Annotated in this window: 19 protein-coding genes; 11 read left to right on the forward strand and 8 right to left on the reverse strand. The window is 69.9% G+C overall.

The genetic code is table 11. The features are described 5' to 3' along the window. From PROKR_RS29080 to PROKR_RS29095, 4 genes are all read left to right on the forward strand, one after another. The coding region (locus PROKR_RS29080) for a DUF3418 domain-containing protein (protein WP_036971063.1) at positions 1–1043 on the forward strand (1043 nt) is incomplete at its 5' end. An 81-nt stretch (positions 1044–1124) separates the two neighbouring features. Then, positions 1125–1322: a PspC domain-containing protein gene (locus PROKR_RS29085; RefSeq protein ID WP_051433478.1), complete on the forward strand. Its 198-nt coding sequence runs from the start codon at positions 1125–1127 to the stop codon at positions 1320–1322. A gap of 112 nt (positions 1323–1434) precedes the next feature. Then, on the forward strand, positions 1435–1623 hold the full coding sequence (locus PROKR_RS29090) for a PspC domain-containing protein (protein WP_051433479.1): 189 nt from the start codon (positions 1435–1437) through the stop codon (positions 1621–1623). A 157-nt stretch (positions 1624–1780) separates the two neighbouring features. Next, positions 1781–3220, forward strand: coding sequence for an alpha-amylase (locus PROKR_RS29095; protein WP_036971068.1), 1440 nt, complete (start codon positions 1781–1783; stop codon positions 3218–3220). 81 nt (positions 3221–3301) lie between these two features. Here the strand turns inward: PROKR_RS29095 and PROKR_RS29100 are convergent, their stop codons facing one another. Beyond that, on the reverse strand, positions 3302–5701 hold the full coding sequence (locus PROKR_RS29100) for an esterase-like activity of phytase family protein (RefSeq protein WP_245606018.1): 2400 nt from the start codon (positions 5699–5701) through the stop codon (positions 3302–3304). Between the two features lie 127 nt (positions 5702–5828). On the opposite strand from PROKR_RS29100, the gene PROKR_RS29105 reads away from it, so the two are divergent. Further along, positions 5829–7130 carry an MFS transporter gene (locus tag PROKR_RS29105; RefSeq protein WP_036971074.1) on the forward strand — a complete coding sequence of 434 codons (1302 nt, stop codon included), beginning with the start codon at positions 5829–5831 and terminating at the stop codon, positions 7128–7130. 105 nt (positions 7131–7235) lie between these two features. Then, positions 7236–7640 carry a hypothetical protein gene (locus PROKR_RS29110; RefSeq protein ID WP_036971076.1) on the forward strand — a complete coding sequence of 135 codons (405 nt, stop codon included), beginning with the start codon at positions 7236–7238 and terminating at the stop codon, positions 7638–7640. Between the two features lie 8 nt (positions 7641–7648). Here PROKR_RS29110 and PROKR_RS29115 read toward each other — a convergent pair whose 3' ends face one another. Continuing rightward, the gene (locus PROKR_RS29115) at positions 7649–8458 is read right to left on the reverse strand and encodes a hypothetical protein (protein WP_036971081.1); all 810 of its coding nucleotides are present in this window, start codon (positions 8456–8458) and stop codon (positions 7649–7651) included. 98 nt (positions 8459–8556) lie between these two features. Between PROKR_RS29115 and PROKR_RS29120 the strand changes: the two genes are divergently transcribed. Further along, positions 8557–11835, forward strand: coding sequence for a DEAD/DEAH box helicase (locus tag PROKR_RS29120; protein ID WP_051433480.1), 3279 nt, complete (start codon positions 8557–8559; stop codon positions 11833–11835). Between the two features lie 35 nt (positions 11836–11870). After that, the gene (locus PROKR_RS29125; protein ID WP_036971083.1) at positions 11871–12638 is read left to right on the forward strand and encodes a response regulator; all 768 of its coding nucleotides are present in this window, start codon (positions 11871–11873) and stop codon (positions 12636–12638) included. Positions 12639–12640: 2 nt separating this feature from the next. Here PROKR_RS29125 and PROKR_RS29130 read toward each other — a convergent pair whose 3' ends face one another. Beyond that, positions 12641–13075 (reverse strand): DoxX family protein, encoded by a 435-nt coding sequence (locus PROKR_RS29130; RefSeq protein ID WP_036971165.1) that lies wholly within the window; start codon positions 13073–13075, stop codon positions 12641–12643. Between the two features lie 123 nt (positions 13076–13198). Here PROKR_RS29130 and PROKR_RS29135 point away from each other — a divergent pair, with 123 nt between their 5' ends. Continuing rightward, on the forward strand, positions 13199–14089 hold the full coding sequence (locus tag PROKR_RS29135; protein ID WP_036971168.1) for an HNH endonuclease: 891 nt from the start codon (positions 13199–13201) through the stop codon (positions 14087–14089). 532 nt (positions 14090–14621) lie between these two features. On the opposite strand, the gene PROKR_RS33210 is transcribed toward PROKR_RS29135, so the two are convergent. Both PROKR_RS33210 and PROKR_RS29150 read right to left on the reverse strand, forming a co-directional pair. Further along, on the reverse strand, positions 14622–15611 hold the full coding sequence (locus tag PROKR_RS33210) for a hypothetical protein (RefSeq protein WP_157602846.1): 990 nt from the start codon (positions 15609–15611) through the stop codon (positions 14622–14624). Next, the gene (locus PROKR_RS29150; RefSeq protein ID WP_036971089.1) at positions 15605–16312 is read right to left on the reverse strand and encodes a hypothetical protein; all 708 of its coding nucleotides are present in this window, start codon (positions 16310–16312) and stop codon (positions 15605–15607) included. The genes PROKR_RS33210 and PROKR_RS29150 overlap by 7 nt, the downstream gene beginning before the upstream one ends. 236 nt (positions 16313–16548) lie before the next feature. Here PROKR_RS29150 and PROKR_RS29155 point away from each other — a divergent pair, with 236 nt between their 5' ends. Continuing rightward, positions 16549–17073: a PDDEXK nuclease domain-containing protein gene (locus tag PROKR_RS29155; protein WP_051433483.1), complete on the forward strand. Its 525-nt coding sequence runs from the start codon at positions 16549–16551 to the stop codon at positions 17071–17073. A gap of 15 nt (positions 17074–17088) precedes the next feature. Here PROKR_RS29155 and PROKR_RS31155 read toward each other — a convergent pair whose 3' ends face one another. Both PROKR_RS31155 and PROKR_RS29165 read right to left on the reverse strand, forming a co-directional pair. Next, positions 17089–17976 carry a hypothetical protein gene (locus PROKR_RS31155; RefSeq protein ID WP_157602848.1) on the reverse strand — a complete coding sequence of 296 codons (888 nt, stop codon included), beginning with the start codon at positions 17974–17976 and terminating at the stop codon, positions 17089–17091. Next, positions 17973–18566 carry a DUF6318 family protein gene (locus PROKR_RS29165; RefSeq protein WP_157602850.1) on the reverse strand — a complete coding sequence of 198 codons (594 nt, stop codon included), beginning with the start codon at positions 18564–18566 and terminating at the stop codon, positions 17973–17975. Before PROKR_RS29165 ends, PROKR_RS31155 begins: the two co-directional genes overlap by 4 nt. Positions 18567–18853: 287 nt before the next feature. On the opposite strand from PROKR_RS29165, the gene PROKR_RS29170 reads away from it, so the two are divergent. Next, positions 18854–19060: a hypothetical protein gene (locus PROKR_RS29170; RefSeq protein WP_036971093.1), complete on the forward strand. Its 207-nt coding sequence runs from the start codon at positions 18854–18856 to the stop codon at positions 19058–19060. A 53-nt stretch (positions 19061–19113) separates the two neighbouring features. Here PROKR_RS29170 and PROKR_RS29175 read toward each other — a convergent pair. Beyond that, positions 19114–21368 (reverse strand): bacterial transcriptional activator domain-containing protein (locus PROKR_RS29175; protein ID WP_036971095.1); only part of this gene is annotated, 2255 nt, incomplete at its 5' end.

The raw sequence follows: 21368 nt of genomic DNA on the forward strand, positions 1-21368 counted from the left end.
CGGGCTCCGCGTCCCCGGCCGCGGTGGGTGCACGCGCGGCCTCGACCGGGAGCGGCACGAGCTCCGGCGCCGTCGTCGGGGAACAGACCGGACTGACCGGATGGCCCGCCGGGCTGCCCGACGGCGGGATGCTGCCGGAGTCGGTGTCGACCGACGTGGGTGCCGGGGTCGTGGTGCGGGGCTTCCCCGCGCTCGTCGAGGAGACCGCCCCGAAGGTGAAGGGGCAGGCACGGACCGTCGGCGTCGCGCTGCGCGTCCTGGCGGACGAGACCGCCCAGGCCGCCGCGCACGCCGCGGGCGTGCGCCGCCTGCTGTTGTCGGAGACGGCGCTCGGGACCGGGCGGATCACGTCGCGGTGGACCGGCACGCAGTCGCTCACGCTCGCGGCGTCGCCGTACCCCAGCACGGAGGCGCTCGTGGCGGACCTGCAGCTCGCGGCCGTCGTCTCGCTGACGTCGCCGGCCGACGAAGCGCGGTACGACACGCCGCCGGGCGGGCCGGACGCGGCGACGGTGCGGTCGGCCTCGGATTACGCGGACGCGCTCGCGTTCGTCCGCAAGCACCTGGAGGACGAGGTGCACCGGGTCGTCGGGCACGTCGTCGCCGCGCTGTCGGCGAGCCGGACCCTGGAGGCGGAGGTTCGCGGGTCGGGCAGCCTCGCGCTGCTCAACACACTGCAGGACATCCGCGAGCACCGCGCCGGCCTGGTCCACGACGGGTTCGTGTCGGCGACGCCGCCGCGGCGCCTGCCGCACCTGGCGCGCTACCTGCGCGCGGACTCCCACCGTCTGACCAAGGCCGCGGAGAACCCCGGGCGCGACGCGGACCTCGCCTGGCGGATCGGCGACGTGACGTCGGCGTACGAGAAGGCGCAGGCGACGTACGCGGCGGGGTCGCCGGACGCCGCCCGCGCCGCCGAGCTGGCCGAGGTGCGCTGGATGCTGGAGGAGCTGCGCGTCTCGCTGTTCGCGCAGCAGCTCGGCACGGACGGGCCGGTCAGCGAGAAGCGGATCAGGAAGGTGCTGGCGCCGGGCGGGTGGTGAGGGGAATCCAGGCGTCGCTCAGGGCAAGATCCGGGTGAGCCCGGATGTCGCCCGGGCAGCCACGCACGTAGCGTCGAGGACATGAGCACAAACACCCTTTCCCGTCCGCGCCAGGGGCGCATCATCGGCGGTGTCTGCGCCGGGATCGCCCGCCGATTCGGCTGGAGCCCCACTGTCGTGCGGGTCGTCACCGTCGCGTCGATCCTCATCCCCGGCCCGCAGGTGCTGGCCTACCTCATCTGCTGGGTTGCCATCCCGAACGAGCGCCCGGCCGCCTGACCCCCTGGTACTCGGCTCTCACCCCACCCCGACGGTCGTCAGGGCAGGTTCAGGGCCGGGCCCGGGGGTCACCGGATACCCGACGGCTCGCGGCAGTCGTAGCGTCGATGACATGAGCACACAGACACTTTCCCGTCCGCGCCAGGGGCGCATGATCGCCGGTGTCTGCGCCGGTATCGCCCGCCGATTCGGCTGGGACCCGACGCTCGTCCGGGTCCTCGCCGTCGCGTCGATCTTCATTCCCGGACCGCAGTTCCTCGCGTACATCGCGTTCTGGATCCTGATGCCCAACGACGACTGATCTCCTTCGGCAGACCGCCGACACGCCAGAGGCCCGGGTTTTTCACCCGGGCCTCTGGCGTGTCGGCGTACGTTTCTGCAAGGCTTGCAGCAAGATCCGGAAACGACCGTGCAATGCCGCACGGGCCGACGCCGGGACGACGCCGCAAGGAGCCGCCATGACGCGCCATCCGAACGTGCCCCGCCGCCTGCTAGCCACCCTGACGACGTTCGCGACCGCTCTCACGCTGGGCCTGGTCGCAACCGCCGCCACTCCCACCGCCGAGCCGGCGCGGGCGGCGACCCCCGAGCACGGCGAGGGGGACGTCATCCTCAACCTGTTCCAGTGGACCTGGGACTCCGTCGCCGCGGAGTGCGCCGACGTCGTCGGCCCGGCCGGCTTCGGCTACGTGCAGGTCTCGCCACCGATGGAGCACATCCGCGGCTCACAGTGGTGGACGTCGTACCAGCCCGTGAGCTACCGGATCGAGTCCAAGCTGGGCACGCGGGCTGAGTTCGCGAACATGGTCGCCGCCTGCGACGCCGCGGGGGTGGGCGTGATCGCCGACGCCGTCGTGAACCACATGGCGGGCGCCGGCCAGTCCGGGACGGGTATCGCCGGCACGCAGTTCTCGGACGACAACTTCGCCGGGACGTACAGCGCCGCTGACTTCAACGACTGCCGCAGCAACATCTCGGACTACGGAGACCGCTACCAGGTGCAGAACTGCCGCCTGGTCTCGCTGCAGGACCTGCGCACCGGCTCGGACTACGTGCGCGGCCGGCTCGCCGCGTACTTCGACGACCTGGTGTCCCTCGGCGTCGACGGGTTCCGGATCGACGCCGCGAAGCACATCCCGGCGTCGGACCTGGAAGCGATCAAGGCGCGGATGAACAACCCGAACGTGTTCTGGGTGCACGAGGTGATCGGGGCCTCGGGCGAGCCGATCCAGCCGTCCGAGTACCTGGGCAGCGGCGACTCGCACGAGTTCGACTACGCGCGCCAGCTCAAGCGTGACTTCGACGGGCAGATCAAGAACCTGCGGTTCATCGGCGACGGCAAGCTGCCCTACGACCGGGCTGGTGTGTTCGTGGACAACCACGACACGGAGCGCAACGGCGAGTCGATGAACTACAAGTGGGGCGCCAAGTACGTCCTGGCCAACACGTTCCTGCTGTCGTGGCCGTACGGCTCACCGTCGGTGTACTCGGGCTACGAGTTCTCGAACAACGACGCCGGCGCGCCCGGCGCCACCGAGACCACGGTCCCGGACGCGACCTGCGGCGCGGGCAGGTGGACCTGCACGCAGCGCTGGACCGAGATCCGTGGCATGGTCGGCTTCCACAACGAGGTGGCCGGCACCGAGGTCACCAACTGGTGGGACGACGGCGGCAACCTGGTCTCCTACGGCCGCGGCGCCAAGGGTTACGTGGTGCTGAACAACACTGCGTCGGCCGTGCAGCGCTCGTTCCAGACGTCGCTCCCCGCCGGCACGTACTGCGACGTCGTCGCCGCCGCGGACTGCTCCGTGAAGCGGACCGTGGACTCGGGCGGCTGGTTCACGGCCTCGGTGCCGGCGTACGGGGCGCTGGCGATCCACGTGGGCGCCCGGGGCTGATCCGGCGATTCCCGATGGTTCCAGGCGGTCGAGCTCGCCGAGACCCCCAGGTCTCGACGAGCTCGACCGCCGGGTGAGCACTCAGCGGAAGATCTTGCGGGCGCTGCCCAGGTCGAGGAACACCGTCTCGCCGGTCGCGTCCTTGACGCCGTCGTTGTCGGTGATCGCGTACACGCGGCCGTCGCCGCCGATCGTGAGGCCCTCGAGCTTCTCCTGCGTCCAGCCGTTCGTGGCACGGAGCACGGGCAGCACGTCGACAGCGAGCTTCTTGCGCAGCACCGGGACCGTGCCCGGTCGCGGGTCCCGCTTCGGCAGGTCCACCGTGTACACGGCCTTGAGCTTCGCCGCGGGGCCGTTGAGCTTGTCCCGCTCGATCACGGCGAGGGTGTCGCGGTCCACGACCGTCACCTCGGACAAGCCGACCCAGTCGCCGTCGGCGGTGGGCTCCGACAGCTCGTAGCCGAACCAGGTCCACTCCCCCGTCGCGACGTCGTAGCGGCCGATGCGCGCGTAGCCTCCCACGCCGTCGTCGCTGGTCAGGCCTCGCTGAAGCGCGACGAACAGGTGCTCGCCGTCACGGTCCACGATGCCCGTCACACCCTCGATGCCCCACTTGCCGAGGCCCGCGGCGACGTCGTCGGGCAGGCTGATGCGCTCCTGCACGCGGCCCGAGGCCGAGACACGCACCAGGGCGTTCTCCGGGCCGGTCGCGCCCTCGACACCGAGCCAGAACCCGCCCGCCTTGCCGCGGACCGACGGCCGCGCCCAGATGCCCTCGGCGTCCAGGCCGACCGGCTCGCCGGCCTCCGTCACGACGATCTCACGGTCGATCACCGCGGGGCCGTTCCTCGAGCCGCGCGTGTCGGCGGTCGAGACGGAGAGGATCGACGTGGGCGACTTCGCGGCGTCGGTCACGGTCCACAGGCGGTCGCGGTCGGACGGGTCGGCCGAGAGCGCGCCGAGGGCGGTCCAGCCGATCGGCTTCTTCGTACCGGCGGAGGTCCTGGCGTCGGCCGAGACGATGGATGGGAAGGCCGGCGTGGCCGCATCACGCGCATAGCGATGCCCCTTGCCGAATACCGAGACCGACGCGCGGACGCCGTCCTCGGCCGCGTCCTCCTCGGAGGAGACGACGAGCAGGTTCCGCGACGGGACCGGCAGGATCCCCTCCGGACCGTTCGTCGTGGCCAGCACCTGCACGAACCGCGGCTCGGCCGGGCGCGAGACGTCGTAGACGGCCACGAAGTTGGACCGCTCGGAGCCGACGAACGCGTAGTGGACGCCGTCGAGGGTCGCGACGGCGAGGCCCTCCATCTCCACGCCCTTCTTGCCGGCGCGGTCCTCGTTGTGCAGGCCGACGCGGACGGCGAGCTCCTCGACCGAGGAGCCCGCGTCCCAGACGACGTCGCCGGTCGTGGCCTCGAAGACCGACCAGCCGCGCGTGCCGCCCTTCCAGTCGCCCTCGTTCGCGGTGGCGACATGCTCGTCGTCGATCCAGCCGATCGCGTCGGGCTCGCGCGGGGCTGCCTCGACGGAGCCGGTCTGGTCGATCGCACCGTCGTCCTCGGCGTCGACGCCCTCCAGTGCGACCGAGCCGGCGGAGAACACGTTCTCGAGCTCGCCGGAGTCGACGTCGAGCACGGCGACGCCGTTGTTCTCCTGCAGCGTCACCGCGACCTTGGTGTCGGACGGGTTGATCGAGACGTACTCGGGCTCCGGGTCCTGCGGGGTGTCCAGGCCTGCAGCCGCGAGCGCCGCCTCGTCGAGCGCGACGGGGCGCACCTGCCAGGCCGCGGGGTCGGTGCCGGGGAGGTCGACGAACTGCAGGAACCCGGCGGGTGCCTGCGGGAGGTCGCCCTCCTCGCCCTCGCCGGTGTCGGCCGGTGCGTCCTCGTCGCGCTGGTTCTCCATCGCGATGACGGCGTGTGCTCCGTCGTGCGTGACGGCGATCGAGTCGGGCTGCCCGCCCAGGTCGATGGACCGCACGAGGGTCCGGGTCGCGAGGTCGACGACGTCGAGGCGGCCGGACGGCGCGGTGAACGACGTCGAGCTGTCGACGACGACGAGCACGTGGTCGCCGACGACGGCGACCGACGTCGGCTCGTCGTGCTCCGAGCCGAGCTCGGCGAGCGACAGCGTGCCAAGGCCCCTGGGTTCGGCCGGGTCGCTGATGTCGACGAAGCCGATGCGCCGGGCGGCGGCGTCGGTGTGGACGAGGGTCCGGCCGTCCTCGCTGACCGCGGAGATCTCGGCGACGGTCGGGTCGGCGGGGTCGGTACCCGCGGGGACGTTCTCGAAGACGGGGTAGGTGGCAAGGCGGTGAAACGTCTCGCGTGCGCTGGTCGCGCCGAACGACCCGGTGGACGCGGTTGATCCGGTCGGGGCGTGGTGGCCGGCGGCGATCGCCGGAAGCGTGCTCAGGCCGAGCGCGAGAACCGCGCCGGAAGCGATGAAGGCCGCATGGCGGCGGTGAGGGGACACGCTCGGCACCGTCGCGCGAGCCGGTGTCGGTGGGAGAACTTTGGGCTGGCCCAGGGGTGTCGCGCAAGTGAACTTCCGGGCGCTCGAGCCCGAGTGGCGAGCGGCGTGCGCGGCTAGGCTCGACGGCGTGACCGTCCTTGCCGAGCTACGCGCTCTGCTGCGCCTTCCCGGATTCCGCAAGCTGTTCGCGGTGCGGCTCGTGTCCCAGGCGGGCGACGGCATGTTCCAGGTGGGCCTCGCCAACCTGTTGTTCTTCAGCCCCGAGTCGCAGGGTTCGGCGGCAGCGATCGCCGGAGCGTTCGCGCTGATGCTGGCACCGTTCACCATCGTGGGCCCGTTCGCCGGCGTGTTCCTGGACAGGTGGCAGCGGCGTCAGGTGCTGGTGTACGGCAACGCGGTGCGCGTGCTGATCACCGGCACGATGGCGGTGCTCATGCTCGCCCAGGGCGTCACGCCCGCGATCTACGTGCTGGGTCTCGCGGCCCTCAGCGTCAACCGCTTCCTGCTCGCCGGCCTCTCGGCGGGCCTGCCGCGCGTGGTCCAGGGCGACCTGCTGCTCACGGCCAACGCGCTGACACCGACGCTCGGCGCGGGTGCGGCGTTCCTCGGGGGCGGACTGAGCTTCGTGCTGAGCCTCGCGATGCCGTCGGGCCGGGTCCACGACGCCACAGCGCTGGCCTGCGCGAGCGTCGTGATGGGCTGCGCCTCGCTGCTGGGGCTGCGGATGTCGCGCACGCTGCTGGGTCCGCTGGAGCCCGCCGTCGGCTCCATCCGCAACGAGCTGGCCGTGGTCGTCCGCGGCCTGGTGGACGGTGCGCGCTACCTTGCCGCGCGCCGCACGCCGGGCCAGGCCCTGCTGGTCATGGCGTTGCACCGCTTCCTGTACGGGGTCGTCTTCATCGCGTCGATCCTGATGTCGCGCAACCTGCTGGCCGATCCAGGCGACCCGACCGCGGGCCTCGCGATGTTCGCCACGGTCATCGCGGCGACCGGTGTGGGCGGCGGGCTCGCGATCCTGCTCACCGCGGTGCTGGCGCGGCGCATGGCCCCGCAGACCTGGATCGCCGTGATGCTCCTGGTGGCGGGGGTGTCGCAGCTGATCCTCGTGCCCGAGCCCGGCTTCGCCGCCGTGGTCACCGCCGCCGGGCTGCTCGGCCTCGCGGCGCAGGGCGCCAAGATCGCCGTCGACACCATCGTGCAGCGTGACTCCGAGGACGCGTACCGCGGCCGCGCCTTCGCCTTCTACGACGTGCTCTACAACGCCGCGTTCGTCGGCGCGGCGGCCCTCGCGGCGTTCCTCGTGCCGGACGCCGGCTGGTCGCCCGGCCTCTTCGCCGCCCTCTCCCTCGGGTATGTCCTGGCCGCCCTGCTGTTCGGCCTCCGCGGCACTCGCACGGCTGCGCTGGTGCGGCAACCGGTAAGCGGGTGAATTTGTGGATGAGGTCCGGTCTTTTGAGGCGAACATGCCTGTTTTGCCGGTCGAACGGTGCAAGGATTGAGACTAGTTACCTACAGGGACTGGAGGCTCCCGTTCATGTCCGACGCACCCGCCGTCACCCCGACGCCAACCTGGGGTGAGGTATTCCCCTGGTTCCGCGAGGTCATGGCCGAAGACGACGCCTGGTACGTCGGTAAGGTCGACAACAAGACCGACGTAGGCGTCGCACGCCTGGCCGACGCCGCAGTGACGCGGCTCAAGCCCCTTCCCGTCGGCCGTCTCTACCCCGCAGTGCGGCGGGTCGAGCGGCTCGACGAACTCACCTGGCCCAAGCACCGCCTGCTCAACGCTCTGCACCGTGGCGGCTGCTTCACCGGGGATGACCTCTCGTACATGGTGATCGCCGAGATGCTCTCCTGGGAGTCGGTCGGCCCGATCATCGTCAAGCAGATCCTCGAGGTCGTGGCACTGGAAGAGATTCGGGCCACCTCCGCGAGATAGCAGTTCTCTCAAGCCTCGACGGTGGCCGGATCAGGGGTAACGGCCACCGCAGGGCGCCGGGCCGCGACGAGGGCGAACGGCACGGCAGTCAGCATCAGCAGCCCCTGCAGGATCTGCGTCACCGCGTACCCAGCGCCGAGTACGCCGAACGAGCCGGCCGCGGCCAGGAGGCCGAGCACCGCGACGACGGCCGCGAACAGCGCCCCGATCCGCCGCGTCACGGGTGCCGCCCAGCCGCACAGCGCGGCGGCCGCCACGACGAGCAGCCCCAGCGCCGTGCTCAGCAGCAATGACCCGATCAGCCCTGTCGGCACTCCCCCGAACGACAGCATCGAGACGACCGGGAGCAGCACACTCGTCCACAGGGTGTGGATGACCGCGCCGACCAGGACGACGACCAGGCCGGCCCGCCGCGCCGTCCGGGGATGGTCCAGGAGCAGCGCGAGCAGGACGCCGGTCCCCACGACGGCCAGCACGAGGATCTCGGCAAGGGTGCCCAGGAGCAGGCCGGGCTGGGCACCGAGCGCGAGCTGCACCACGGCTGTGCCGGCCTGGACCAGCAGGTGCACGCCGACCACGGCGACGGCCGCGACCAGGAGCCGCCGGGCCCGGAGCGCGGCCGCTCCCACGGCGAGCAGCACGGTTCCCGCTGTCGCCGCGTTCTCCACCACGTAGATCACGTTGTTCGTGGTGAACCCCAGGTCGAGCTCGCTCCTGGGAAGCAGCAGGCGCTGCGGCACCGCCGTCCACGCCGCGAGGGCGAGGGCGAGGATGCTGAGCGCAGCGGGCCGGCGGCCGGCATCGGGCAACGGAGTCATGCGGACACCCTTTCAGAGGCCACTGACACTCCGTGTGATGCGCGGCACGCTGTGGATAACTCGGCGGTGCCGGCCGGCCGGCGTGGAACCATGGACGGGTGCCCCCGCCGATCCCCGCCCCGCGTATCCACCCCGCGGCCATCAAGCTGCTGGTGGGCAGTGGCGCGTACCAGCGCGGGGAGGAGTACCAGCAGCACGGCCGGGTCATCTCGTGGGAGTGGCTCCCGGCCGAGATGCTCCTCATCTCGTGGGTGCGCGGCAGCGGCCGCAGCACCTACTCGTGCTCCATCGAGTTCCAGGAGGACCCGCCGGGGCCACCCGTCGTCGTCGGCTCGGACTGCACGTGCCCGGTCAGGTCCGCCTGCAAGCACGTGGCGGCGACACTGCTGGAGTCGGGAACGGACGGGCTGGCCTCGCTGGTGCGGCCCGCGTCGTCGCTGAACCGCGCGCCGCAGGTGCCGGAGTGGAAGGCGGTCGTCCAGCAGCTCGTACCCACGGCGCCCGCGGCTCCGCCGACCGGGCCGGCGCCCGACGAGGCGCCGGAGCTGGCGCTGCAGCTGCGGATCGACGGCACCGCCGCCGCGAACAACCTGGCCTTGTCGATGCGGCCCGTGCAGCGCAACGACCGGGGCGCCTGGGTGGGTGGCAACGCCTCGTGGAACTACATCCGCAACGGCTTCCTCCGCGGGGTCGACCCCGCGGTCCGGCAGTGGTTCACCACGCTCGACGCCCTGCGCGCCACGAGCCCGCGCGGCTACGGCTACCTCAGCACCGGCGACTGGATCAGCCTCGACGACGTGCTCGCCCGACCCTTCTGGCACCATCTCACCGACGCCGCGGAGCTCGGGATCGAGCTGGTCGGCAAGTCCCGGCGGGAGTCGGTGCGGCTGGCCCACGAGGCGTCGGTCTCGCTCGACCTCTCCCTGCCCGACGGCGGCGCGCGCCTGGAGCGGACCGTCGCCTTCGACGGCGTGGTCACGGCCGCGACGTCCGTCGGACCGCTCGGTGACCACGGCCTGTTCGCGGTCGAGGAGTCGGCCCAGGGCCGCACCATCACGCTGGGCCCGACGGCGGCGCCGCTCACCGACCAGGAGCGCGCGGCGGTACACCTGTCCGACGTCGCCATCCCGGCCGACGCGGTCGACGAGTTCCTCGCGGACTACCTGCCGCTCCTGCGTCGCGAGGTCCGGGTCCGCGCGGAGCCCGGCGTCGACCTGCCGGACCTGCCCCGCCCGGAGCTCGTCGCGTCCGTCGAGGCGGTGTCGGCGGCCGAGGTCCACGTGACGTGGCGGTGGGCCTACCCGCCGTCGGACAAGGAGTACCCGCTGACCACGGCGCTGGAGCCGGGCGCGGACCTGCGCGACCTCGCGGCGGAGACCACGACCCTGGGCCGCGCCGTGGCCGCGGTGCGCGAGCTGCCCGGGTTCGGCCACTTCCGGGTGGCGCCCGAGGTGTACCGCGGACTGCGGGCGATGGACCTGGTCACGACGGCGCTGCCCGCCCTCCGGGCGCTGCCGGACGTCCGGGTCGAGAGCGAGGAGCTGCCGGAGTACCGCGGGCTCGAGGCCACGCCGGTCGTCAGCATGCGCGCCACCGACAGCGGCGACATGGACTGGTTCGAGCTGGGCGTCACCGTGGCTGTCGACGGGCGCGAGATCCCCTTCGGGTCGCTGTTCGACGCGCTGGCCCGCAACCAGAAGCGGTTCATGCTCACCGATGGCAGCTGGCTGCGCACGGACCTGCCGGTCTTCGCGGAGCTCCGGGCCCTGATCGAAGAGGCGCAGCGACTCTCGGACCAGCCGGGCAAGCTGCGGGTCAGCCGATTCAACGCGAGCCTCTGGGCCGAGCTGGAGGACGTGGCCGACTTCGTCGAGCAGTCCGACCGGTGGCGGCACTCGGTGAGCGAGCTGGTCACGCTCACCGCCGGCGGCGCCGACGGCCCGCAGACACTGCCCCCGCCCGTGGGCCTGAAGGCGGAGCTGCGGCCCTACCAGCAGCACGGGTTCGAGTGGCTGACCTTCCTGTGGCGGCACGGGCTGGGTGGGATCCTCGCCGACGACATGGGGCTGGGCAAGACCGTGCAGACCCTGGCCTTCGTGGCCCACGCCCGCCAGGAGGCCGCGCCGGGCTCGCCGCCGTTCCTCGTGGTCGCGCCCGCCTCCGTGGTGAGCAACTGGGCGGCGGAGGCCGCGCGATTCACGCCGGACCTGAAGGTGGTGACGCTCCCGACGACGGCTCGCAAGGCCGGGACGTCGGTGGCGGAACTGGCCGCCGGGGCGGACCTCGTCGTCACGTCGTACGCGATCTTCCGGCTGGACTTCGACGCGTTCGCCGACGTCGGGTGGAGCGGGCTGATCCTTGACGAGGCGCAGTTCGCGAAGAACCACCAGACGCGGGCCAACGAGTCGGCCCGCCGGCTGAGGGCGCCGTTCAAGCTGGCCATCACGGGTACACCCATGGAGAACAACCTCATGGAGCTGTGGGCGATGCTCGCGATCGTGGCGCCGGGGCTGTACGGGTCGGCGACCAAGTTCAGGGAGGACTACGTCAAGCCCGTCGCCGGCGAGGGCGACTCGGGCCCGCTCCTGGGCCGGCTCCGCCGTCGGATCAAGCCCCTCATGCTGCGCCGGACCAAGAGCCAGGTGGCGCCTGAGCTGCCCGAGCGGCAGGAGCAGGTGCTCCGCGTGACCCTGGACCCCCGGCACCGCCGGATCTACGACACGCACCTGCAGCGGGAGCGGTCCCGGCTGCTGGGTCTGCTGGACAGCTTCGACGAGAACCGGGTAGCGGTCTTCCGCGCGCTGACCACGCTGCGCCGGATGGCGCTGGACGCGTCGCTGGTGGACGCGGAGTACGAGGGTGTCGCTTCGGCGAAGCTCAACCTGCTGGCCGAGCAGCTGGCCGAGGTAGCCGCCGAGGGGCACCGCGCGCTGGTGTTCTCGCAGTTCACATCGTTCCTGGCCAAGGCCGCGGAGGTGTGCCAGGAGCTCGGGATCCCGTACGAGTACCTGGACGGTTCGACCCGGCGCCGACCGGAGGTGATCGGCCGGTTCAAGGACGGCACGGCACCGGTGTTCCTGATCAGCCTCAAGGCCGGCGGGTTCGGGCTGAACCTGACCGAGGCCGACTACGTCTACCTGCTCGACCCGTGGTGGAATCCGGCGACGGAGGCGCAGGCGATCGACCGGACGCACCGCATCGGGCAGACCCAGAACGTGATGGTCTTCCGGTTGGTCTCCGAGAACACGATCGAGGACAAGGTGATGGCGCTCAAGGAGCGCAAGGCCCGGCTGTTCGACGCCGTGCTGAGCGACGACGCGGGCGCGTTCGCGGGGTCGCTGGGTGCCGACGACATCCGGGGGCTGCTGGAGGGCTGACGACCCACCACCGTCCGACCTGTACCTTTTCTCCCGTGTCTCCTGTCGCTGACCTGATCGGGGCTGTCGCCAGCCTGCTGTGGCCCCTGCTCGTGATCGTCGTGCTGCTGGTCTTCGGACGGCAGCTCCTGTCGAAGCTGCGAAACTCCGACGACGTCACGCTGGAGATCGGCGGGCAGCGGCTCAATCTCAAGCAGGCGACGGACCAGCAGTCGGACATGATCACGGACCTGCAGCGCGAGGTGGCTGCGCTGCGCAAGCGGCTTGACGACGTCGGGGTGGGCGCGGCCGGCGGCTGGGCGGACGCGGCGGGAGCCGGGTCGGAGGTCGCGTGGGGCGGGTCGGAAGGCGAGCAGCACGAGGCTGATCCGGCCGACGAGCTGATCGACTTCGATCGGCCGGACACGCAGGGCGCACTGCCGGGTTCCCCGCCCCACTCGATCCTGTGGGTCGACGACCACCCCGAGAACAACGCGATGCTCGCGGAGTCGTGGCGACGCGAAGGCGCCGAGGTGGACACTGCGCGCACCACTGACGAGGCGATGCGCCTGCTCACGGCACGCCGCTACGGCCTGGTGATCTCGGACATGGGCCGGCACGAGTCCGGCATCGACGTGCCTGACGCCGGACTCCGCCTGCTGACGAAGGTCCGCGCGACGGACGCCCACGTCCCGTTCGTGCTGTACGGGAACGTCGAGCAGGTCTCCGACGTCGCCCGAGCGGCAGGAGCCACTCTCGTCACGGGCTCGACGTTCGAGCTGGTGGAATTCGCGAGCAGCGTGGGCGTGTTCCAGGACGCCTGACGTCAGTCCTTGGCCTTGGCTTTGGCCGTGGCCTTGGCGGATCGGGACCGCGTCGAGGCGAGCGCCCAAGCGACCAGGACCGGCTGGCCCAGCAGGCGCAGCGCCCGCTTCCGGTCCGTGTCCAGGCCGAACGCGTCGCGCCGCTCAACCAGCTGCGCGATGTTCCCGGGAAATACGGCGACGAAGAACGTGGCGGCCAACGCGCCCAGCCGCCGTCGGGCGGGCTGCTTCCACGTGGCCACGAGCGCCGTACCAAGGCTGATCTCGACGATCCCTGACCCCACCACGACGGCGTCCGGGTCGGCCGGGAACCAGGTCGGGACCTGGGCCTGGAACTCCTTGCGCGCCTTGGTGAGGTGGCCGATGCCGGCCGTGAGGAGGGCGGCGCCGAGGGCGACCTGGCCGATGCCGCGGAGGACGGAGCTGGTGGATGCCATGTGGTCCAGCATGCGGGTTGGGTGGAACGCGGGCACCTGTGGCACGCCCGACGTTGTGTCGCGTACTCGTCCTCACCCCAGCAATCGCTCCCGCAGAGCGAAGAAATCTGATGAGGTGTGGTCATGGAATCTGTGGTCGAGCGAGCGCTGCGCACGCGCATCATTTCCTGGGTTCAGGAGCGCGCCGAAGCCAACGGTGGGTTTCTCCACCGCACCGAGCTCTTGAGCTTCCAGATCGACGACCAAAAGTTGCCAATCATCGACTTCTCCCGCGGAATCCGTAACCCGGCATCCTTCGAGTCGACGCTCTCAATAGTCAGTGCGGTTCACGGCCCGTACGACGACGTCGAAGCCGAGGACGGTCTGCTGCGCTATGCATACAGAGAGGGGGACCCGTGGTCTGGGGACAACCGGAAGCTGCGGAACGCACTGGCCACCGGCGTGCCTCTGATCCTCTTTCGCAAGGAGGTGCCAAACATCTACACCCCAGTGGCTCCGGTCTATGTCGTTGAGGACTACCCCGAGGAACGCATGTTCATCGTCGCGCTCGATGAGTCGTTCAACTTCGTTCCCGACGTACGGGCAATGCCCGAGCCGCAGCGCGACTACGCACGCCGACTGGCGAAGCAACGTCTGCACCAGCCGGCCTTTCGCACACGTGTGATCGTTGCCTACGAGACACGCTGCACGGTGTGCGAGTTGAAGCACGGTTCCCTGCTGGACGCAGCGCACATCATTCCCGACTCCGACGAGCGTGGAGCCCCGACTGTTAACAACGGGCTCGCGATGTGCAAGATCCACCATGCTGCCTACGACCAGAACATGCTCGGTGTGACGCCCGACTTCGAGGTTCGCATTTCGGACCGATTGCTTGCCGAGATCGACGGGCCGATGCTGAAGCATGGCCTGCAGGAGATGCACGGGAGGCAGATCAGACTGCCCCAGCGGCGCGCTGACCGGCCAAACCGAGAATTCCTCGCGGTGCGATACGAGCGATTCGGCGTCCACGTCTGAGCGGTGTGGGCGCCTGCCACACCTGTCACCGATCCGCCTCCGCTACGACCTGCACGTAGTCCCGCGTCCCGCTCCCGCGTCGACTGCGCGACGACGGCTTCCCGATGGTTCTCGAAGGCCGCAAGACGCTCCCGCTCCGGTCCCCGGCTAGGAGCGGCGACGTCGCGGACACGCGCGATCGGTATTCCGGTCTCGCGCTGCATGACCAGGCCGGCCAGCCAGTCGAGCTCATAGCGATGAAAGTGCCGGTGAGCGTTGCTTCGGCGCGGTGTTGGGTCGAGCAGCAGCTCCTCGCGTTCGTACTAGCGCAGAGTCTGCACGCTCAGCCCGACCGCGGCCGCGGCGTCACCGATCGACAGCCCCTCACCGGGGACGCTGACGGCGAGCTGCGGGGTCAAGGAGGGCGGCACACCATCCAAGGCACAACCTATAGAGCGTTATAGGTCAAGCTGTTCCTGGAGTCGAGAAGACAGCAGGGGCGGACCCGATCTGGGTCCGCCCCTCGGTCGATCTGGTGGTGCGCTGGTGCGGCTCAGTCCCGCAGCAGTGCCTGAAGCTCGCCGATCCGGATCTGCGAGCTGTTCGGCTGCGACGTGAACGGGATCTCACCTGTCTGTCCGCCACTGCTCTGCCACTCCACGACCCAGTAGGCCGTACCCGTGAGGGTCAGGTTGCCCGGGCTGGAGTTGAGGTCAGCGCCGAACCCGCAGGTGGGCGACGGCTCGTCGCTGTTGCGGCCGTCGTAGGGCGTGCCCGGTGCGTTGGCTCCGTCGCACGAGATGGCGCCCACCGTGGTGCCGTTCGCTGCGGTCAGGGTCCACTCGACTCGGTCGAGCGTGCCGGTGGCCGTGACAGTCAGTCCGCCGCCGCCCGCAGTGCGCGTGATCGGACCGGTCGTATTCTCGGCGCGATTGGCGATCCACAACCAGATGGGCAGGCCGATGGTGCCGACGGGGTTCTGGTTGGCCGTCGATGCCGGCGGGGTGGAACCGATCTGGCCCATGCTGAGGTTCATCGCGGCTACTGCTCGTTGGGCGAGTTCTTCGGCGGAGGGGCCGGCGGGTGCAGGCGCATCAGGAGACCAGTAGAAGGAATGACCGGGACAGTTGGTCAGGTCCCCACCAGCCTGCGCGCACGCATATGGGGTGCATTCGAGAATGTAGCCGTCGTCGTTGCCCTCCCATGCGCCTGAACCCTTGGGTGGCTGCGGAGCAGCGGCCCGCACGTAACAGTCCCCATCCCAGGAGCCGTATTCGGACGAGCACGAGATTTCATCGCCAAGGTACTCGCACGTCCGGGAGCCTCCTCCGCCTGGATTACCCCCGCCATCATCCTCGTCGCCACCTCCATCGTCGCCGCCGCCTTCACATGGAATGACGACACCATCCGGCAAGGTAGTGGGAATGCATACATCTGCAGAGGCACCTGCCGCCGGAACAATCATGGCGAGAGCCGTGAACATGATCAGGCCAAGCGCCAGCAGGGATCGGCTGAGATCCTGTGGTCCTCGCGCGGTCAGCATGCCTGCTCCGGATGAGGAACTTGCTCATTGATCGTCCAGACGCTGTCTTGCCCTTGGTGCCGCATCGTGTAATCGAACTGGTACCGCGTCGGTGCACCTGCTTGGCGAGGAATTAGCTCAGCATCCTTCGAGAAATTCTCAACGGCACCAAAGTCAATGCACGCGCGTAGGTTGACAGTCTCGAATCCGGCATCATCCGGCCTGTAACCAGTCAGATCAAGCGATTCCACACTGGCCGCACCACTCGTGTAGTCGCCCTTTTCGGCGTAGTTCGTATAGACCCCGCGCAAGGAACTCCGAATATCGGGGTGCCCCCAGAACGGGAGCAGCTTGCTCTCCCAATCCTTGTAGCCGTTGTTGGCAACCTGGGCCGTCGTCTCGTAGTACTTCTCGAGACGGGCCTTCGCGTCGGCGATGTTCTGGGCCTTGATCTGCTCCAGCGTCGTCGGCGAGGGGGACGGCTGCGCCTGCGGCGTGGAGGGGGACGGGCTCGCGGGAGCCGACGCCGAGGGGGACGATGATCCCGGGCCCGGGATGGCACCCTGGACCGTCTCTGGCTCGAACACCCCCGACCGCACGACCGCGAATGCGGCCACCGCTATGACTGCGACCCCGATGAGGACGGCGATGGTGCGCTTGGGCGTGATGGCGGACGAGACCATCGGCGACTCCCTCAACTTCGGGCAGAACTCAGTGAACACGGCCGTAGCCAAGGGTGCGCTACATCCGTCTTCCCGGCAAGGCGCCTCCGTGATAATTCACAACATCTCGCCAACACAGGGCAAGGCTCAACCATGTAGGCACCATGCGCCGTCAGGCGCACATGGCCACTCCTTGCGATTCGTTGCGTATATGCAACTCGGGTGGCGGATGTTGTAATCCCTCTACAGGCTTGCCTCATGACCCATCTGACACACACCCAGCGGAGCGGCGAGCAATGAACATGTTTCGGCGCACCGAATCCGGACCCGAAGGGTTCGAGGACGTCATCGACGAGATCACCGAGTCTCTCCGCCGCACCTTCACCGGCATCGTCGTGGACCATCTCGAAGAGGAGCTCGCCGTGCCAGCACGCAACATCTGCGTCGCCGACCGGCACATGGGCCTGATGGAGGACGAGCGCGACTACACCGTTGACCTGCTCCTCTTCCACGTAACTCAGCTGCGCTACATCGCGGTCCAGGTACACGTCGGGCGCTTCAATCCCGCACTGATCGGTCGCACCCGGTACACGGTCGCGCTGGTGGACGATCTCCTTCGCCTACCGGATACCCACAGTCCTAGTGTCGGCATCCTGCTCTGTACCGACGCCCCGTCCGACCACATGGCGGGCCCCGTTGCCGTCGCTCTCTACGATGACCTGTCCCCCGAGGAAGCGGCGGAGCTCCCCCTTCCACTTGAACTCACAGCCTTGATCGACAGCTGCTTCGAGGCCACGGCCGCCAAGCACGCGACCACTTAGGCCCTGCTCACGGGTTCAACCGCCGTACAGGTCTTCCACCAGGCGGGCGCGTGCCTCCAGGATCTCCAAGCTGCCCGACGCCGACACCGTGGTCGCCTCGCCCGGCACGTCATGCCAGGTGGGCTCCCCGGCCAGCCGGAACTGGCCGCCCCATGTGGTGGTGAGCGAGATGGTCGCCGTGCCCGGGATCGCGTAGGCGTGCGCGATCGTGTGCTTGGGATACGGCGCGCCCGGGTCGGGGGTGCTCAACAGTGCGGTGCCGTCGCCAAAGTCCCAGGAGTAGTTGTTCGGGACGGCCCGAATCTCGACCGGAATGCCGAACAGTTCTCTGCTGACTGTTCGCGGTTCCCGATCGGTAAAGGCGATGGTGTCGACGTTGACGAGCGTCCAGCCGTCGGGCGGCTGCACGTTCACCTCTGACGGCGCGATCTGCATCTCCTGGAATGCTCGAGCGGCTGCGGCTGGGATGTCGATCTGCCGGCGCTGTTCGGCCAGGCAGAACTCGTCTTCCACTAGTTCCGCGCTCGACCAGCCACCTAATTGCCTGCGCTGCTCGAAGAGGGCGCCGATGGGTTGTTCGTCGCCCTCGCACTCGATGCCCTCGTAGGCCAGCTGATGACCTTCGTCACAAGACTCGGCAAGGACGGTCGCACCGCCGAGATCGCGGAGGTAGCACATGGCGGGAGTGACCCGCCATTGGCGTACGGGCGGCAGTCGCACAATGGAATTTTCACGCGCCACGCTTCCGCCGACGTGTGCGGGCACCTGTACTTGCAAATACTGCTCGGCGACGACATGGACCGATTCATTGGCCGTTGCGCCTCCGAGAGTCACACGCTCGCCACCTGGCGACGGCGTGAGCGCGAGCGATGCTGCCAGCCCGAGGACGATAGCGGGCCTCATCCGTTGTGTTCCGGAATTGGTGCCACTGTCACCATCACCCATTCGCCAGCCCTGCGGCCCATTTCGATTCGCCGCTCGAGTACCTCACGATCAGCGTCGAGCACGACACTGCCGTCTGGAGCAGTGATGGTCTGTGCCTCCTGCGTAATCTTCGAATCGAACGGGTAGATTCCTGTGACTTCGTCTCGCCGATATTCCTTGGTGATCTGCACCGATGTCTCGCCACCGACGAAGATTTCACCTTGATCACGAATCGCCAAAGCCTGCGTCGTCAATTCCTCGCAGAACCCGCACGCCCTATGCGACATCGCCTTGAACTCCTCGACATCCCCCGTAGCCATCACATACGGGTAGAGCTCGATGAAGTACTTCGCCGCAGCAGCAGCCCCCTCCGCGTCCTCGCGGTTCATCGCCTCCGGGCGCTCGGGCTTGGGCGGCACCGTCGGAGACGGGCTCGCGGACACCACCGGAGTCGGGTCATCAGCAGAGGACGGCGACGCCTCGGATTCCCCCGGCGACCCGGTGCACGCCGTCAGCACCAAGCCGGCCGTCACGATCAACCCGATCGCGCGCATGTTCCTGCCGCTCATCCCCGCACCCCGCCCCCTCGGACCACGCCGTTGCGTATCCGCAACGGCCGAGAATGACGCTAGCCGGGCACTCGCGATCCGGAAAGTGGGCCCTGTGGATAACTCTGAGGAAAAGCACCGCCCTTGGTATCGAAATACAGCGTGATAGCAGGATTTTTCGCGCGGCGTCTACGTCATAACGTGTCTGTAAGGGTGCTCAAGTAGCGGATTGCCACGTTCCTCTACAGGCTTGTGGCCATGACACCTCAGCAGAAGCGTCCAACGACGCGGCCTCCGGCGAGCCCGGCGTGAACAGGTACACGGTGGTCGCGTATCGCGGCGAGCGACGCTGGACCCTGCGCGCGGTCGGCGTCCCCGGCGCCGTCGTGCACGCTGTGCTCCTGGACGACGCAGAGGCCGCCATCCGCGCCCTCCTGGCGGAGCTCACCGGCGAGGGCGCCGAGAGCTTCGCGATCGATCTGGCGCCGATCCCCGGCCCGGGCGGGTTCGACTGAGCGCACGTGGTCGCGGCCAGCAGACACTGCCGGCAACCACGTGCGCCGCGGCCTCAGCCCCCTGCCCGCTCCCGGCGCCGGTCCTGCTCGTCCACCTGGGCCAGCAGCTCCTCGGTGTCCGGCTCGGGGTCCATCGCGAGCTGCTCCAGGTGATCGCGCAGCCGGTCCACCAGCCGTCCCACCGCGTCGCGCCGACCGGAGGCGATCTCCGCGCGGATCCCGTTGCGCCACGACCGCTCGTCCACCGGGTCGGCGAGCCGTCCCACCTGGGATGCGTGCCGCGCTGTCGCCACGTCGCCCGCCAGGAGCGCGCGACGCGCCACCTCGTGGGACACGTCCACCACGCCCGACGAGATGGTGTGCATGAGCTGCTCGGCCCAGGCGTACTTGCGCAGCGGCACGCCCTCGAACGGCTTGCCCCGCACCATGTCGAGCGCAGCGAGCAGGTCCGGCGTCGGTGTCTGCGTGAGGTCCGGGCCGACCAGGTCGCAGAACTTGTGCCAGTCGGTTGCGACACCGCGCAGGCGGTAGCCGGCCGACTCGAGGTCCGCCTGGCCACCGTCGTCGGCGGACCAGTAGCGGGGCAGGTACTCGAAGCCGTTCTCGTCGGTACCCAGCCAGCGCCGTGCACGCGAGACCGCGGACCGCCGCGTCGCCAGGTTCGGCTCACGCGACGGCCACAGCGCCTTGGAGATGTCCGAACCGCGCGAGCCCGGGTTGAACGCCAGGAAGGCGATCAGCTCCGTGGCCTGCCGCTGGTGCGTGGAGGGCAGCTCCACTCCCGTGGCCCCGGCGAGCTCCACGTCACCGAGCACGCGCACGATCGGCGGCTCGACGGCGGCGGGCTCCTCGGCCGACGCCGGTTCGGCAGCCCCGGAAGCAGGCCCGCCGACGACGGGCGTCCCCAGCGGCGGCGTCGCCACGCTGACCGCGGCCCGTGCCCACGGCGAGAAGCTCTCGGGCTGCGCACCGTGCGTCGTCGTGCCGCCCGCCGTGCCCACGGCATAGTTCGGCGACGGAGCAAGGCTCGCCGCCTCACCGACGGCGACGTCGGAATCCGCGGCACCAGCGCGGACAGCTTCCACGGGGATCTCCTCGAGCGTCGGTTCGGTGCGGTCGATCGAACGGCCCCACTCGGGGCCGGGAGCGGTCTCGGGTTCGGCAAGGAGGGCCAGGGCCTGGGCATAGGTCGCGGCGTCGAGCTGCTGCGGCCGGACCGCGATGTAGGCCGGCATGAGGATGCCGCGGGTGGTGTCGCCGTTGGTGAGGTCACCGGTCAGGTCGAGCACCCAGTCCCCCACCTCCGCACTGGACGTCACCGCGGCGATCCCGACGCCGGGCACACGCTCGACGAGGGTCTCCAGCCTGGCGCGATCGGTCAGGCCGAGCCGCTCGCCGACCAGCAGGATCTCGGGCGTCCAGGCATCGGTCGCCAGCCCACGACCTCGCGCTTCAGCCACGGAAGCGGCTCCGACCTGCGCAAGCGTACGGTCGACGTCGGCTGCGCGCGCCTCGAGCTCGCGCAGGATCTCCGCGAGACCGGCGACGTGCCGCACGCGGCCCGTGTCGACGACGCCGGGCAGCTCGCCGAGCGTGCCCACGACGGTGACCTGCAGGTCGTCCGCCCACAGGCTCGTGGCCAGCTCGACCGCGAGCGCCGCGAGCGTGGCCTGGGCGGCCACGTCGGTGCCACGGATGTCGAGGCATGCGAGGTTCTCGAGGTCGAGCATGAGGTGCGCGTCCTCGTCGTCGTGGCCGACGGTGACGAGGGCCGGGTACGGCGCCTCGCCGTCCTCGGGTCCGGCGGGACGCGTCGACCCGACCTGGGCGGCCGCATCGGCGTCACCCGCCGCTAGCTGCCAGATGAACCGGTCGGTGGTGCTGGCCCAGGGTTCGGGCAGCTCGGAGGCGCGGTCGAGGTACAGCTCGACGAACTCGTTGCTCTTCAGGCGTGCGATGCGGACGCCGGGCAGCGGCAGGCCGCGTTCGCGGTGCCACACCGCGAGGCTCCGCAGCGCGCGGTCCACCTGGTCGCGCCCGAACGGGTCCTCGACGGAGTGCAGGTCGCGCTCGAGCGCGCCCGCCGGTGTCTCCGGCCCGGGCAGGACGACGGTCTCTCCCGGCTCGCGGCTCTTGCGCGCCCGGCGCCGCTTGACGGCGACCAGTACGAGCAGGCCCGCGGCGAGCAGTCCGCCGACACCGGCCGCGGTCCGAACGCCCACGGACTCCTCGATGTCGTCGGCCAGGTCGGACACGACATCGGTGGCCGAGTCCAGGAGCGACCCGCCGCCGGCCGCCACGGTGGCCG

This window comes from Promicromonospora kroppenstedtii DSM 19349, assembly GCF_000515355.1.
Classification (GTDB): Bacteria; Actinomycetota; Actinomycetes; order Actinomycetales; family Cellulomonadaceae; genus Promicromonospora; species Promicromonospora kroppenstedtii.

Excerpts from the sequence above, each read along its gene's own strand:
- PROKR_RS29085 (WP_051433478.1), top strand. The coding sequence starts at position 1,125 with ATGAGCACAAACACCCTTTCCCGTCCGCGCCAGGGGCGCATCATCGGC.
- PROKR_RS29090 (WP_051433479.1), top strand. The coding sequence starts at position 1,435 with ATGAGCACACAGACACTTTCCCGTCCGCGCCAGGGGCGCATGATCGCC.
- PROKR_RS29095 (WP_036971068.1), top strand. The coding sequence starts at position 1,781 with ATGACGCGCCATCCGAACGTGCCCCGCCGCCTGCTAGCCACCCTGACG.
- PROKR_RS29110 (WP_036971076.1), top strand. The coding sequence starts at position 7,236 with ATGTCCGACGCACCCGCCGTCACCCCGACGCCAACCTGGGGTGAGGTA.
- PROKR_RS29115 (WP_036971081.1), bottom strand. The coding sequence starts at position 8,458 with ATGACTCCGTTGCCCGATGCCGGCCGCCGGCCCGCTGCGCTCAGCATC.
- PROKR_RS29130 (WP_036971165.1), bottom strand. The coding sequence starts at position 13,075 with ATGGCATCCACCAGCTCCGTCCTCCGCGGCATCGGCCAGGTCGCCCTC.
- PROKR_RS29135 (WP_036971168.1), top strand. The coding sequence starts at position 13,199 with ATGGAATCTGTGGTCGAGCGAGCGCTGCGCACGCGCATCATTTCCTGG.
- PROKR_RS33210 (WP_157602846.1), bottom strand. The coding sequence starts at position 15,611 with ATGCTGACCGCGCGAGGACCACAGGATCTCAGCCGATCCCTGCTGGCG.
- PROKR_RS29155 (WP_051433483.1), top strand. The coding sequence starts at position 16,549 with ATGAACATGTTTCGGCGCACCGAATCCGGACCCGAAGGGTTCGAGGAC.
- PROKR_RS31155 (WP_157602848.1), bottom strand. The coding sequence starts at position 17,976 with ATGAGGCCCGCTATCGTCCTCGGGCTGGCAGCATCGCTCGCGCTCACG.
- PROKR_RS29165 (WP_157602850.1), bottom strand. The coding sequence starts at position 18,566 with ATGAGCGGCAGGAACATGCGCGCGATCGGGTTGATCGTGACGGCCGGC.